This window comes from Micromonospora sp. DT41, assembly GCF_049841715.1.
GTDB lineage: Bacteria > Actinomycetota > Actinomycetes > Mycobacteriales > Micromonosporaceae > Micromonospora > Micromonospora profundi.
The window spans coordinates 105,591-119,733 of record NZ_JBNCKU010000017.1; the positions used below are offsets into that span (position 1 = coordinate 105,591).

At 71.4% G+C, this 14,143-nt stretch carries 12 protein-coding genes; 8 read left to right on the plus strand and 4 right to left on the minus strand.

Features of this window, described 5'->3' with window-relative positions; all coding sequences use genetic code 11:
- Nucleotides 1-36 precede the first annotated feature (36 nt).
- Nucleotides 37-993, minus strand: coding sequence for a YcnI family protein (locus ACLQ23_RS26265; RefSeq protein WP_425881236.1), 957 nt, complete (start codon nucleotides 991-993; stop codon nucleotides 37-39).
- Nucleotides 994-1,180: 187 nt separating this feature from the next.
- Between ACLQ23_RS26265 and thrS the strand changes: the two genes are divergently transcribed.
- Entirely contained in the window at nucleotides 1,181-3,190 is a 2,010-nt protein-coding gene (gene thrS / locus ACLQ23_RS26270) for a threonine--tRNA ligase (RefSeq protein WP_355595567.1), read from the plus strand.
- Between the two features lie 195 nt (nucleotides 3,191-3,385).
- Here thrS and ACLQ23_RS26275 read toward each other — a convergent pair whose 3' ends face one another.
- Nucleotides 3,386-4,114 carry a D-Ala-D-Ala carboxypeptidase family metallohydrolase gene (locus ACLQ23_RS26275; protein ID WP_355595565.1) on the minus strand — a complete coding sequence of 243 codons (729 nt, stop codon included), beginning with the start codon at nucleotides 4,112-4,114 and terminating at the stop codon, nucleotides 3,386-3,388.
- Between the two features lie 177 nt (nucleotides 4,115-4,291).
- On the opposite strand from ACLQ23_RS26275, the gene ACLQ23_RS26280 reads away from it, so the two are divergent.
- Nucleotides 4,292-4,804, plus strand: a complete 513-nt coding sequence (locus ACLQ23_RS26280; protein WP_355595765.1) for an HIT family protein — start codon at nucleotides 4,292-4,294, stop codon at nucleotides 4,802-4,804.
- Nucleotides 4,805-4,886: 82 nt separating this feature from the next.
- Here the strand turns inward: ACLQ23_RS26280 and ACLQ23_RS26285 are convergent, their stop codons facing one another.
- Nucleotides 4,887-5,369, minus strand: a complete 483-nt coding sequence (locus ACLQ23_RS26285; protein WP_355595564.1) for a hypothetical protein — start codon at nucleotides 5,367-5,369, stop codon at nucleotides 4,887-4,889.
- A 97-nt stretch (nucleotides 5,370-5,466) separates the two neighbouring features.
- Between ACLQ23_RS26285 and ACLQ23_RS26290 the strand changes: the two genes are divergently transcribed.
- Nucleotides 5,467-6,525, plus strand: a complete 1,059-nt coding sequence (locus ACLQ23_RS26290; RefSeq protein ID WP_425881237.1) for an aldo/keto reductase — start codon at nucleotides 5,467-5,469, stop codon at nucleotides 6,523-6,525.
- Nucleotides 6,526-7,007: 482 nt separating this feature from the next.
- Here the strand turns inward: ACLQ23_RS26290 and ACLQ23_RS26295 are convergent, their stop codons facing one another.
- Nucleotides 7,008-9,164 carry an elongation factor G-like protein EF-G2 gene (locus ACLQ23_RS26295; protein WP_355595560.1) on the minus strand — a complete coding sequence of 719 codons (2,157 nt, stop codon included), beginning with the start codon at nucleotides 9,162-9,164 and terminating at the stop codon, nucleotides 7,008-7,010.
- A gap of 249 nt (nucleotides 9,165-9,413) precedes the next feature.
- Between ACLQ23_RS26295 and pgsA the strand changes: the two genes are divergently transcribed.
- The 5 genes from pgsA (at nucleotide 9,414) to pdxS (ending at nucleotide 14,089) form a co-directional block, all read left to right on the plus strand.
- Entirely contained in the window at nucleotides 9,414-10,043 is a 630-nt protein-coding gene (pgsA, locus tag ACLQ23_RS26300; RefSeq protein WP_355595558.1) for a phosphatidylinositol phosphate synthase, read from the plus strand.
- A 91-nt stretch (nucleotides 10,044-10,134) separates the two neighbouring features.
- Nucleotides 10,135-11,064, plus strand: a complete 930-nt coding sequence (locus ACLQ23_RS26305) for a phosphatidylinositol mannoside acyltransferase (protein ID WP_355595556.1) — start codon at nucleotides 10,135-10,137, stop codon at nucleotides 11,062-11,064.
- A gap of 194 nt (nucleotides 11,065-11,258) precedes the next feature.
- Nucleotides 11,259-12,419 (plus strand): glycosyltransferase family 4 protein, encoded by a 1,161-nt coding sequence (locus tag ACLQ23_RS26310; RefSeq protein WP_355595554.1) that lies wholly within the window; start codon nucleotides 11,259-11,261, stop codon nucleotides 12,417-12,419.
- A gap of 83 nt (nucleotides 12,420-12,502) precedes the next feature.
- Nucleotides 12,503-13,006, plus strand: coding sequence for a hypothetical protein (locus ACLQ23_RS26315; protein ID WP_355595552.1), 504 nt, complete (start codon nucleotides 12,503-12,505; stop codon nucleotides 13,004-13,006).
- A 165-nt stretch (nucleotides 13,007-13,171) separates the two neighbouring features.
- The gene (pdxS, locus tag ACLQ23_RS26320; protein WP_167944967.1) at nucleotides 13,172-14,089 is read left to right on the plus strand and encodes a pyridoxal 5'-phosphate synthase lyase subunit PdxS; all 918 of its coding nucleotides are present in this window, start codon (nucleotides 13,172-13,174) and stop codon (nucleotides 14,087-14,089) included.
- Nucleotides 14,090-14,143 lie beyond the last annotated feature (54 nt).

The following is a 14,143-nucleotide window of genomic DNA, read 5'->3' on the forward strand; positions in this document are numbered from 1 at the left end:
CGCTCGGGCCGAGGGAAGGCCTGCCGGTGAGCTGCGTCAGCTGCTGCGGGCGGGAGTTGCTGCCGAGGCCAGTTCTGCGGCGGCCGGCCCCGTGGACGAGGCCGGGCTGTCGGGCGGCGTAGCTGCCGGCACCGATTCGGCCTCCGCCGCGTCGGTCACCTCGGCCAGCGCCGCGCGTTCGGCCGGGTCGCGGCGGCGCAACCGGCTGACCAGCCAGCCGATCGCCGCGCCGCCACCCAGCCCTGCCAACAGACCGGCAGCCAACATGGCGTCGGCGCTGCCAGACTCCCCACCCGCGGCGTCCGCCCCGGCCACCGCCGCGCCGTCACGACCAGTGCCGCCGTCACGACCAGCGCCGCCGACGCTGCCGCCGTCCGCGTCGGCTCCCGGGCCGGATGCCGCGCCGGCTGCCGGAGCGCCGTGGCCGCCATGCCCGGCGGGTCCGCCCGCGCCTGCCGCCGCGGGCAGGAGGGTGAGCACCGGGGCCGGGTGCGGGCCGTCCGTGCCCGTCCAGCGGATGACCGTGCCATCGGCGTACGTCTGGACGACCTCGAAGGTGAGCCGCTCGGTCTGCGGCAACGGCCCCATGGACAGAGCCAGGCGGGCCGGGCCAGGCGCGCTCGCGCCGACACGGACCCAGGTCACCGCGGTGGTCACGCTCGTCACCCCGGGGGCGTGCATACCGGCGACCGGCTTGTCGAGAGTACGGGAGCTGATCTTGGGAGCCCACCCGTCGACAGACATCGGGTAGACCTCCGCCACCGGTGCGTCGGCTGGCAACCGGACCTCCACCTGGCGGGTGGTGGTGCCGGCCCGCTCCTCGGGCACGGTGAACTCCAGCCGTACCGCGTCACCCTGCCGGGCCTGGGTCGGAGTGGTCGTCACATCCGCCGCGTACGCCGCCGTGCCGGACCAGAGCAGCAGCCCGGTGGCGGACAGCGCGGTCACCGCCGCGATCCGCCGCAGGCGGCCACCGCCGTACGTGCTCGCCATCTCGTGCCCCCATCCGTGTCGACGCGACCGGCACCGGTTCCGGCCACACCTGATAGTTCGGCTGCCAGGCGCGAAAGGTTCAATGCCTGCCGTTCACACGGTGCCCTTCCCTGCCGGGGGTGGGTCGACCGATAGCATCGGCAGGAGCCGAGGACGGCCCCGTTTCGTACCACCTGAAGGAGTCACCGTGTCCGCACCCCGTACCCCCGCCGTGGCCGACCCTGTCGTCGTCGCCGCCGGGACGACGGCGGCCGACGCGGTGGCCGCGGCCGGACTGCCCGCGAACGGCCCCAAGGCGATCGTCGTGGTCCGCGACCCGCAGGGCCAGCTCCGCGACCTGGACTGGGCGCCGGCCGAGGAGACCGTCGTCGAGCCGGTCAGCCTGGACTCGCCCGACGGACTCAACGTCCTGCGCCACTCCACCGCCCACGTGCTCGCCCAGGCCGTGCAGGACGTCTTCCCCGAGGCCAAGCTGGGCATCGGGCCGCCGATCGAGAACGGCTTCTACTACGACTTCGACGTCGACAAGCCGTTCCAGCCCGACGACCTCAGCAAGCTCGAAAAGCGCATGCAGGAGATCATCAAGTCCGGGCAGCGGTTCCGCCGTCGTCGCTTCGGCAGCCTTGAGGAGGCTCGCGCCGAGCTGGCCGAGGAGCCGTTCAAGCTGGAGCTGATCGACGTCAAGGGCGAGGGTCTGGACACGGCCGAGGTGATGGAGGTCGGCGGCGGCGAGCTGACCATCTACGACAACCTCGACGCCAAGGAGGACAAGGTCTGCTGGTCGGACCTGTGCCGGGGCCCGCACCTGCCCACCACCCGACTGATCGGCGCGTTCAAGCTGATGCGCTCCGCCGCCGCGTACTGGCGCGGCTCGGAGAAGAACCCCCAACTGCAACGGGTGTACGGCACCGCGTGGCCGACCCGCGACGAGCTGAAGGCGTACCTGAAGCTGTTGGAGGAGGCCGCCCGGCGCGACCACCGCAAGCTCGGCGCGGACCTGGACCTGTTCAGTTTCCCCGACGAGATCGGCTCCGGCCTGGCGGTCTTCCACCCCAAGGGCGGGATCATCCGCCGCGAGATGGAGCAGTACTCGCGGCGGCGGCACGAGGAGGCGGGGTACGAGTTCGTCAACACCCCGCACATCTCCAAGGCGCAGCTCTTCCAGACCTCCGGGCACCTGCCGTACTACGCGGACACGATGTTCCCGCCCATGCAGCTCGAAGGCGCGGACTACTACCTCAAGGCCATGAACTGCCCGATGCACAACCTGATCTTCAGGTCGCGTGGGCGTTCGTACCGTGAGCTGCCGCTGCGGATGTTCGAGTTCGGCACTGTCTACCGGTACGAGAAGTCCGGCGTCGTGCACGGCCTGACCCGGGTCCGCGGCCTCACCCAGGACGACTCGCACATCTACTGCACCCGTGAGCAGATGGCCGGGGAGCTGTCCACGCTTCTCAGCTTCGTGTTGGATCTGCTGCGTGACTACGGGCTCGACGACTTCTACCTGGAGCTGTCGACCCGGGACGACTCGCCCAAGTTCATCGGCGCCGACGAGGACTGGGCGGAGGCGACCGAGGCGCTGCGCACCGCCGCCGAGACCTCGGGCCTGGAGTTGGTGCCCGACCCGGGCGGCGCGGCGTTCTACGGGCCGAAGATCTCCGTGCAGGCGCGGGACGCGATCGGCCGGACGTGGCAGATGTCCACGATCCAGGTCGACTTCAACCAGCCGGAGCGGTTCGGGCTTGAGTACCAGGCCGCCGACGGCACCCGGCAGCGGCCCGTGATGATCCACCGTGCGCTGTTCGGCTCGATCGAGCGGTTCTTCGGTGTGCTCACCGAGCACTACGCGGGGGCGTTCCCGGCCTGGCTGGCGCCCGTGCAGGTGGTCGGCATCCCGATCCGCGAGGACCACACCGACTACCTGCACGGCTTCGTCGCCGCACTGCGCGCCGAGGGCATCCGGGCGCAGGTGGACGCGGGTGACGACCGGATGCAGAAGAAGATCCGCACCGCGCAGCAGCAGAAGATCCCGTTCATGGTCATCGCCGGTGACGACGACGTGGCCGCCGGGACGGTGTCGTTCCGCTACCGCGACGGCTCCCAGCGCAACGGTGTGCCGATCGCCGAGGCGGTGACCCACGTCCTGGACGTGGTGAGCTCCCGCACGAACATCGGCCCGTCCGCCGCCGCCGAATAGCGCCGCCCGCGCCTGCCCTGCCCGCTCGTCGCACCCGCCCTGCCGCGGGAACGTCCGTCGCGGGCGGCGTGATCGCGCTCGATCCAGGATGTAGTGGCCTCCCAGCATGGGGAGGCCACTACATCCATGTTCGAGCACGATCATGCCCCGAGGGCGCGGTGCGGCACGGGACGGCGTTGCCCGGCGGGGTCGCTGTCAGATGCCGCAGTTCGGCGCTGACCAGCCGCCTACCGCCGCCACGTGGGTGTGGTCGTTGTGGTCCGGGTAGCCGGGGCCGAGGATCTGCCCGAACCCGTGGTAGCGGGCCTGCTGGGCCAGCCGGCAGAACGACGGTGACCCCACCAGGTCCACTCCGTCGCCGTACAGGTGCCTGCTGTTCGACGCCCCGCCGACCGCGTTGTTGCAGGCGGTGCTGCGGAAACCACTGCTGATGGCGATGGATACGTCCCCGAGGGCGTGCCGCAGGGCCTGGAGCTTCCACATCGAGACGAGCGCGTTGAACCGCGCGGTGCTCGCCGCGACCGCGCCACCGGACCAGGTGCTGTTGCAGTTGTTCAGTTCGGCGTAGCTGAAGTTGGCCGGCGTGCAGTCGTCGTCCTGCAGCGCGTAGAGCCGGTTGAAGGTCTGCGGGCCGGCCACCCCGTCGGCGGACAGCCCGTACGCCTGCTGGAAGCGGATCACCGCAGAGCGGGTGGCGGGGCCGTACGAGCCGTCGATGGTGAGTACGGCGGCGTAGCCGGGGTAACCGGCGACCCGGATCTGGAGTTGGCGGACGTCTTCGCCGGACATCCCCTGGGAGAGGGCGCGACCCCAGGTGTAGCAGCCGTCCGCCTGTGCCGCGCCGGCGGTGAGGGTGACGCCGGCCACCGTGGTGGCGGCGGTCAGCGCCAGTGCCGCGAGGATCCTGCCGAGCCGTTGGATCATGTATCTCTCCATCGCTAAATGGAACTGCATGAATGCATGGAAGTTTCAGGTATTGATGTCGATCCGTCAACAACTTGCAGCAAGTGGGCTTCCTGGCGATGGGTGTCGCGGCTGGACCGCGCGGCTCCGTAGGATCGGCTCGTGACAGGGGCGGAACGGCACACGGGCAGCGGTGGCATGGCGGACGGCCTGGAGCGGCTCTGGACGCCGCACCGGATGACCTACATCTCCGGCGAGGACCGCCCCGCCGAGGGCTACGAGAAGCCGACCGGCTGCCCGTTCTGCCTGGCCCCGGGGCTACCGCCGGAGGAGAGCCTCGTGGTGGCCCGGGGCGAGCGCGTCTTCGTGGTGCTCAACCTCTACCCGTACAACCCGGGGCACCTGCTGATCTGCCCCTACCGGCACGTCGCCGACTACACCGACCTGGACGTGCCGGAGACCATCGAGCTGGCGTCGTACACCCAGACCGCCATGCGGGTGATCCGCAAGGTGAGCAACGCGCACGGCTTCAACCTGGGGATGAACCAGGGCGGCGTGGCCGGCGCCGGCATCGCTGCCCACCTGCACCAGCACGTGGTGCCCCGCTGGGGTGGCGACGCGAACTTCATGCCGGTGATCGGCCGCACGAAGGTCCTGCCGCAACTGCTCGGCGACACCCGCGAACTGCTCAGCCGCGCCTGGCCGTCCTGACGTACCCCGCCCTGGTTGTGGTGTTCCGCGCTCGACCGGCGCGGCGTCCGTGCTTGTCGGCGCGGTGTCCGTGCCGGTCGCGCTAGTCGGCGCGCAGCAGGGTGGTCAGCTCCGGCCAGCTCCGCACCTGGTGTACGAGGGGGAGCAGCGCTGCATGGGCGTCGACCTCCGCCGGACGGGGCCGGAACAGGTAGCGGTGCGGCACCGAGTCGAGGTAGCCGAGCACCTCCAACCGGTCGTCCACGAAGTGGGTCAGCCCGAGCCGCTGCGCGATCGGCGCCTTGGCCGGGCGGGTCCGGCAGAAGTGCACCCGGTCGACGGGGATCCCGGTGCGGGCCGGGAAGCCGTGATGGGCCAGCCAATCGCGGGTCCGCTGCTCGGTGGTCGCGCCGCACTTGGACACCAGGTGCACCTCGTCGAACGTCGGCCCGAGCGCCGCGAGCGCGTCGAACGCCCCGGCCACCGCCGGTGTACGCAGATAGTTCGCGCCGAAGAAGGACGTGTCGGCGTCCTCGTCGGCCGGTTCGATGAGTACGCCGCCGATGTCCACGCCCAGCCGTCGCATTCCGCCGATCATGCCGTACCGCGCCGATCCCCGCCGTCACGCAGGCGTAGCACGGAAGCGCTACGCCTCGACCCGGCCGAGGTGGCACGATCTGTCGATGGCAGTCACGACACGGACGTTGGGGCGCAGCGGCATCGAGGTCAGCGCCCTCGGCATGGGGTGCTGGGCGATCGGTGGCCCCTGGGCGGAGGGCACCCAGCCGCTGGGCTGGGGCGCGGTCGACGACGACGAGTCCGTGCGGACCGTACGCCGGGCCCTCGACCTGGGCGTGACGCTCTTCGACACTGCCGATACGTACGGGGCCGGGCACAGCGAGCGGATCCTGGGCCGGGCGCTCGCCGGCCGCCGCGACGAAGCCGTGATCGCCACCAAGTGGGGCTACACCTTCGACGAGGCAGCCCGCCAGGCGACCGGGGAGGACGCGTCGCCGACGTACCTGCGGCGGGCGGTGACCGGGTCGCTACGCCGGCTGGGCACCGATCGGATCGACCTCTATCAGCTGCACCTGGCCGACCTTCCGGTGCCCCGCGCGGAGGCGCTGATCGACACCTGCGAGAGCCTCGTCGCCGAGGGCCTGATCCGGGCGTACGGGTGGAGCACCGACCGACCCGACCGGGCTGCCGCGCTCGGGCACACCGCCCCGGGCGCCACCGCGGTGCAACACAACCTGTCGGTGCTGCGCGACGCCCCCGAACTGCTCGCCGTCTGCGACAAGTACGACCTGGCCAGCATCAACCAGGGACCACTGGGGATGGGACTGCTCACCGGCAAGTACACGGCGGCCTCCACGCTGCCCCGCGACGACGTACGCGGGCTGACCCCCGGGTGGCTGGAGTGGTTCCGTGGAGGACGCCCCGCGCCGGAGTGGCTGCGCCGGGTAGGAGCGGTCCGTGCCGCGCTCACCGTCGACGGACGTACCCTCGCGCAGGGCGCGCTGGGCTGGATCTGGGCGCGCAGCGGGCGCAGCATTCCGATCCCCGGCTGCCGTACCGTCGCCCAGATCGAGGAGAACGCTGCCGCGTTGCAGTGGGGTCCGTTGGAGCCGGACGTGTTCGTCGAGGTGGAACGGCAGCTAGCCGCCCTACGCACTGCCGCCCTCCGGGACGCCGACCGCCCTCACTGGCCCCGCCCCACCCACCCAGTCACCCACCCGTAGAACTCCCGCCCTTCACCTGCGCCAGGTCACGGCCCTCCGCCCGGCCTCGCGCGCCGTGCCTGTCCTCCGCGCGCCGTGCCTGTCCTCGCGCGCTGCCGTCCCCCGCGTGTCGCCGCGCTGCCTGGCGCTCAGCGCAGCATCTCCCCGCCTTCGTCGATCATGGAGTTGTGGTGCCTCACAAAGCAGGTGGAAATAGCTGTTTCCGCCCACCACAACTCCATGATCGACGGGGTGACGCGAGCCCGCACCCCGCGCGCCCCGCTCCCGGGCCGGCGCACTCGCCGATCTTGCACTTCCTGCCGTGACTAATGCCCGCAACAGCGACATTTCGGCGACAGTAAGTGCAAGATCGGCGGGGCGGGGCGGGGCGGGGCGGGGCAGGGCTCGGCAGGGCAGGGCGGGGTCGCAGGGCCCGGCTCGGTGGGACCTGCGGATCAGGGTGGGCGCGGGTGGCGTCCAGCCTGGCTGAGGACTGGACTGGATTAGGGGGCTTGTTCTTTGCGGGTCTGGTCGGCCAGGTGGGTCGGCATGGGGTCGTGGCGGACGAAGTGGCGGCGAAACGTGCCGGTGCCGGCGGTCAGGGAGCGCAGCTCGACGGCGTACCGGAGCAGTTCGGTTGCAGGGACCTCGGCCCTGATCAGGGTGCGGCCGTCGACCTCCGGGTCCGGTTCGGTGCCGAGCACCCGGCCGCGCCGGCTGGACAGGTCGCCCATGACGGTGCCCACGGAGCCGTCGGGTACGCGGATGCGTACCTCGTCGATGGGTTCGAGCAGTGCTGGTTGGCCGCGTTCGGCGGCGTCGCGCAGAGCCAGCGCGCCAGCGGTCTGGAAGGCGGCGTCGGAGGAGTCGACGCTGTGGGCCTTGCCGTCGACCAGGGTCACCCGCAGGTCCACGACCGGGTGGCCGGCGACCAGGCCGCGTTCCAGTTGGGCGCGTACGCCCTTCTCCACGGACGGGATGTAGTTGTGGGGCACGGCGCCGCCGACGACCCGGTCGACGAATTCGAAGCCGCTGCCCCGGGGCAGCGGCTCCACCTCGATGTCGCAGATCGCGTACTGGCCGTGGCCGCCGGACTGCTTGACGTGCCGGCCGTGCCCCTTCGCCGGCACGGTGAGCGTTTCGCGCAGCGACACCTTGACGGGTTCGGTGTCCAGTTCGACGCCACCGGCGCGCAGCCGGTCGAGCACCACGTCGGCGTGTGCCTCGCCCATGCACCACAGCACCAGTTGGTGGGTTTCCGGGTTGCGCTCCAGCCGCAGGGTGGGGTCGCCTGCGACGAGCCGGGCCAGGTTGCGGGCCAGCGCGTCCTCGTCGGCGCGGCTGCGGGCGACGATCGCCACCGGCAGCAACGGTTCGGGCATCTCCCAGGGGGCGATCAGCAGCGGGTCGTCCTTGGCCGAGATGGTGTCGCCGGTTTCGGCGCTTCCCGATTTGGTGATCGCGCAGAGGTCGCCGGCGACGCAGAACGGCACCTCCCGCAGGGTGGCGCCCAGCGGGGTGTAGATGTGCCCGACGCGCTCGTCGGCGTCGTGGTCGGGGTGCCCGCGCTCGGCCATGCCGTGCCCGGAGACGTGCATCGTCAGGTCGGGGCGCAGCGTGCCGGAGAAGACCCGGACCAGGGAGACCCGGCCGACGTGCCGGTCGACTGTGGTCTTGACGACCTCGGCGACGAGCGGTCCGTTCGGGTCGCAGGTCAGCGGCGGGCGAGGTGAGCCGTCCACGCCTGTCACCGCCGGCAGCTCGTGCTCCAACGGTGACGGGAACGCGGCGGTCATCACCTCAAGCAGCGCGTCGAGGCCGACGCCGGTCTCGGCGCAGACGGGCACCACCGGGTAGAAGTGGCCCCGGGCGACTGCCTTCTCCAGGTCGTCGATCAGCACCTCGGTGTCGATCTCCTCGCCGTCGAGGTAGCGGTCCATGAGGGTCTCGTCCTCGCTCTCGGCGATGATCCCCTCGATCAGCTCGTTGCGGGACTCGTCGATGGCGGGCTGGTGCTGCGGGTCCGGGTCACGCACGTCGGCGGGGAGCCCGGCGGTGTAGTCGAAGACCCGGCGGGTGATCAGACCGAGCAGGCCCTCGGTGGAGACGCCGTCGTCGCCGAGCATCGGCAGGTAGAGCGGCATGACGTTGTCGCCGAAGAGACGCTGGCACAGGGCCACGGTCTCGTCGAAGTCGGCGCGCGGCTGGTCCAGCCGGGCCACCGCGACCGCGCGGGGCATGTCGACCGCCGCGCACTCCTCCCACAGCGCCACTGTGGCCGCGTCCATCCCGCCGGCAGCCGAGACGACGAAGATCGCGGCGTCGGCGGCCCGCAGGCCGGCGCGCAGCTCACCGACGAAGTCGGCGTACCCGGGTGTGTCCAGGAGGTTGACCTTGATGCCGTTGTGCAGCAGCGGCGCGCAGGACAGGCTCACCGAACGCTGCTGGCGTACGGCCGCCGGGTCGTGGTCGCCGACAGTGGTGCCGTCGACCACGCTGCCGGCCCGGCCGATAGTGCCGGTCGCGGCGAGCAGGGCCTCGACGAGTGTCGTCTTGCCCGCTCCGGAATGCCCGACGAGCACCACGTTGCGAACCTGGTCGGGCGTGGTCACCGCCGGCACGCCGCCGGTGGGACCTTTCTCGTGACTTTTCTGCGCCATGGGGGCGCACCTCCCTCAGCCGGTGGTGGGTGGCGACCGCCGCGCGACGGGAAGCGGCCCGGGGCGAGTGCGCGGCGATATCCTCCGGTGGTCTGCTGCACAGCGGGAACGGGACGGGCGGGCGGGTGAGCTGGCTCACCTCCTGGCTCGATCTCACACCTGTCGCCGGACAGGCACAAGCCTGCCCCGGCGGGTCGGAGGGGCGGGCCGTATCGCCGGAGATGGACGGACCGTTATCGTGGGACCGCCATGGCGAAGATCTTCCAAGTGTCGGCCCGCGCGGGGATGACCCGCGTCGTAGAGCCGATCGCACGCGCCCTGCTGCGCGCGGGCGTCACCCCCAATGCCGTCACCGTCGCGGGCACCGTTGGTGTGCTCGTCGGCGCGCTCGGCTTCGGTGCCCGCGGCCACCTGGTCGCGGGCGCGTTGATCGTCACCTTTTTCGCGCTCACTGACCTGCTCGACGGGACGATGGCCCGGATGAGCGGCGGCTCCACCAGGTTCGGGGCGTTCCTCGACTCGAGCATGGACCGGGTCGCCGACAGTGCCGTCTTCGGCGCTGTCGCGTACTGGCTGGCCACCCAGGGTAACCACTCCGGGGTGGCCGCCGCGCTGCTCTGCCTGGCCGCCGGCGGGTTGGTCTCCTACGTGAAGGCCCGCGCCGAGGGGCTCGGGATGACCTGCAACGTGGGCATCGCCGAGCGCACCGAACGGCTGCTCATCGTCGGCGTCGGCGGCATCCTCACCGGCCTGAACGTCAAGCCGGCCCTGGAGATCGCGCTGTGGCTGCTCGCCGCCGTCTCGATCTTCACGGTGGGCCAGCGGGTGGCGCACGTCTACCGCCAGGCCCAGCAGCTCCAGCCGGACGGTCAGGCGTGAGCGGGGCCAGGCAGGAGCCGCGACGACCCGACGTACTCGGCGTGGGCCACGCGCTGGCGATGCCGCGCCGCACGACCGGCGGCCGGGCCGCGTGAACCTGACCGAGCTGGGGTACGTCGCCGGCTGGCGGCTGGCCCGCGCGCTGCCCCGGCCGCTTGTGGCCAGGGCATTCCAGGCGGGCGCGGACCGCGCCCACCGCCGCGCCGGCGGGGGTACGGAGCGGCTGCGCGCCAACCTGCGCCGGGTGGTCGGCCCGGAGGTGCCCGACGCCGAGCTGGACGAACTGGTCAAGCGCGGCCTGCGCTCGTACGCCAGGTACTGGATGGAGGCGTTCCGCCTGCCCTCGTTGAGCCGGGAGCAGATCCTGTCCGGGTTCCGCCTCGACGGTGCGGAGCTGCTGGCCGCGGACGTCGCCGCTGGCCGGGGTGCGGTGGTGGCCCTGCCGCACGCCGGCAACTGGGACGCGGCGGGCGCCTGGGTGGCTGCCACCGGTTGGCCGATCACCACGGTCATGGAACGGCTCAAGCCGGAGGGGGTGTACGAGCGCTTCATCGCCTTCCGGAAGGGCCTGGGGATGGAGATCCTGCCGACCCACGGTGGGCCGCGTCCAGCGTTCGACGTGCTGCTGGACCGGGTACGCGCGGGGGCTGTGGTGCCGCTGCTGGCCGACCGGGACCTGTCGGCCCGGGGCGTTGAGGTGGATTTCTTCGGTGCGCAGACGCGCATGCCGGCCGGGCCGGCGCTGCTGGCGTTGCATACCGGAGCGCCGCTCTACGTGGCCTCCATGTGGTACGAAACGGACGCCGCGTGTGCCTCGCTCAGCGGCCCGCTGCCGGTGCCGGGGCCCGAGGTGGGGCCGCTCGACCAGCGGGTACGGTCGCTGACTCAGATGATCGCCGACCGTCTGGCGTCGGGTATCGCCGACAATCCGCAAGACTGGCACATGTTGCAGCGAATGTGGCTGGACCAGCGAGGGTCGGGCGACGCGGCAACGTCCGCGCCGGCCTCGGGCCGGTCCTGAAGGAGGTGGGCTCGGTGCGCGCGAGGAGTGCAGCGCAGCGGAGCCCCGCAGTCGCGGACAGGAAGGCGGGTTCGGTGCGCGCGAGGAGTGCAGCGCAGCGGAGCCCCGCAGTCGCGGACAGGAAGGCGGGTTCGGTGCGCGCGAGGAGTGCAGCGCAGCGGAGCCCCGCAGTCGCGGACGAGGGGCGCTGACGTATGCGGATCGGCATCGTCTGCCCGTACTCCTTCGATGTTCCTGGCGGGGTGCAGAACCACGTCGTCGACCTCGCGGAGGCGCTGATCGCACTGGGGCACGAGGTCAGCGTGCTCGCACCGGCGGATGAGGATTCTCCGCTGCCGGAGTACGTGGTGTCGGCCGGTCGGGCGGTGCCTCTGCCGTACAACGGGTCGGTGGCCCGGATCGCGTTCGGTCCGGTTTCCACGGCTCGGGTCCGGCGGTGGCTCACGAACGGCGATTTCGACGTTCTGCATGTGCACGAGCCGCTCACGTTGAGTCTCTCGCTGTTGGCGGTGTTGTCCGCCCGTGGGCCGGTGGTGGCCACGTTCCATACGGCGATGACGCGTTCGCGGGTGCTGGCCGCCGCGCAGGGCGTGTTGCAGATCGTGTTGGAGCGGATCACCGCCCGGATCGCGGTGAGCGCGTTGGCCCGCAAGGTCCAGGTGGAGCACATGGACGGCGGTGCTGTGGAGATTCCCAACGGGGTGGCGGTGGCGAAGTTCGCCGATGCCGAGCCGCTGCCCGGCTGGCCGGGGGAGTGCGGTGTGGGCTCCGGGGGCACGTTGGGGTTTCTGGGCCGGTTCACCGAGGCGCGTAAGGGGTTCCCGGTGCTGCGGGACGCTTTCGTGTCGTTGGCCGAGTCCCGGCCGGGGTTGCGGCTGCTGGTCGCCGGCCCGGGTGATCCCGATGACCTGTTTGACCAGTTTCCGGCCGCGCTGCATGACCGGGTGACCTTCCTGGGGTTGGTCTCGGAGTCGGACAAGGCGCGGATGCTGCGCAGTGTGCACCTGTACGTGGCGCCGAACACCGGTGGCGAGTCGTTCGGGATGATCCTGACCGAGGCGCTGGCTGCTGGCACGACTGTTGTGGCGAGTGATCTGGACGCGTTCCGCCGGGTGCTCGACGGGGGCAGGGCGGGGCGGCTCTTTCCGACGGGGGACGCGGTGGGGCTGCGCGACGCCCTGGCCGAGTTGCTTGACGATCCGGGCGGGCGGGCCGTGCTGAGCGCCTGCGGTGATCAGGTGGTGGCGAATTTCGACTGGCCGGTGGTTGCTCGGCGTGTTCTGGAGGTATACGCAGCGGCGATCGAGGCGACCGACGGGCGGGTCATCGACCAGGAATGGGTCGGGCTGGGCTGAGCCGACGTGACGGATGGCGCTGCTGGTGACAGGGTGGCCGACGAGGACGCGCACAGTCGGAGGAGAAACGGAGCAGCACTACGATGCCGCACATGTGGTGGGTGGTGGCCGCGAGTGTGGTCGTGGGGCTGGTCGCGGCGTACCTCATCTGGACCGCCGGCCGGGTCGAGCGGTTGCAGGGCCGCGCGGAGCTGGCGGCGCGGGCCCTGGACGCCCACCTGTTGCGGCGGGCGGCGGCGGCCGCCGTGTTGGCGGAGCGGCGTTTCGGCGTGGAGTTGTACGCGGCGGCGCGGATCGCGCTGGACGCGGCGCCGGACGAGCGGGAGGCCGCGGAGAACGACCTGACCCGGCAGTTGCGGTCGGTGCAGTTGGACCCGGCGGACCCGGACTGCACGGCGGTGATCGCGGCGAGTCGGCGGCTGGCGTTGTCCCGGCAGGTGCACACCGATCTGGTGCGGGACGCGCGGTCGGCGCGCAGCAGGCCGCTGGTGCGGTTGTTGCGGATGGGGCGGGGTCGGGAGTGGCCACGCTACTTTGACATCGACGATCCGACGCTTGTGGTGCCGGCGGACGTCCCAGCGAACTGACCGGTGCGCAACCGCCGACCCGGGGCCGCCGGCGGACCTGTCGGGGGCCGGTGACGAGGGCCACAGGACAGGCCACCGGGGGTCGGATTGGCTGTCGGAGCGGCGTTGAACCGGACGTAGCATTTCGCTGCCACCTCCCACAGCCCGTCCAAGGAGCGATCACCCGTGTCCGACACCACCGCCTCGACCACCGGTAGCGCCCCCGTCGTCGGCACGGCCCGCGTGAAGCGCGGCATGGCCGAGATGCTCAAGGGCGGCGTGATCATGGACGTGGTCAACGCCGAGCAGGCCAAGATCGCCGAGGACGCCGGCGCTGTCGCCGTGATGGCGCTGGAGCGGGTGCCCGCCGACATCCGCGCGCAGGGCGGCGTGTCCCGGATGAGCGACCCCGACATGATCGATGGCATCATCTCGGCGGTCTCCATCCCGGTGATGGCAAAGGCCCGCATCGGTCACTTCGTGGAGGCGCAGATCCTCCAGTCGCTCGGCGTCGACTACGTCGACGAGTCCGAGGTGCTGACCCCGGCGGACTACGCGAACCACATCGACAAGTGGGCCTTCACGGTCCCGTTCGTCTGCGGTGCGACGAACCTGGGTGAGGCGCTGCGCCGCATCACCGAGGGCGCGGCCATGATCCGCTCCAAGGGTGAGGCCGGCACCGGTGACGTCTCCAACGCCACCACCCACATGCGCAAGATCCGTCAGGAGATCCGGCGGCTGTCGTCGCTGCCCACCGACGAGCTCTTCGTCGCGGCCAAGGAGTTGCAGGCCCCGTACGAGCTGGTCAAGGAGGTCGCCGAGACGGGCAAGTTGCCGGTGGTGCTGTTCACCGCCGGTGGGATCGCCACCCCGGCCGACGCGGCGATGATGATGCAGTTGGGCGCGGAGGGTGTCTTCGTCGGCTCGGGCATCTTCAAGGCCGGCAACCCGGCGCAGCGCGCTGCCGCGATCGTGAAGGCGACCACCTTCCACGACGACCCGGACGTGCTGGCGAAGGTCTCCCGTGGTCTCGGCGAGGCCATGGTCGGCATCAACGTCGACGAGATCCCGCAGCCGCACCGCCTGGCCGAGCGCGGCTGGTGAGTAAGGAAGGGCACCTTCTTAACGCCTGATGCATAGGAAGGGCCCCCTCCTAAC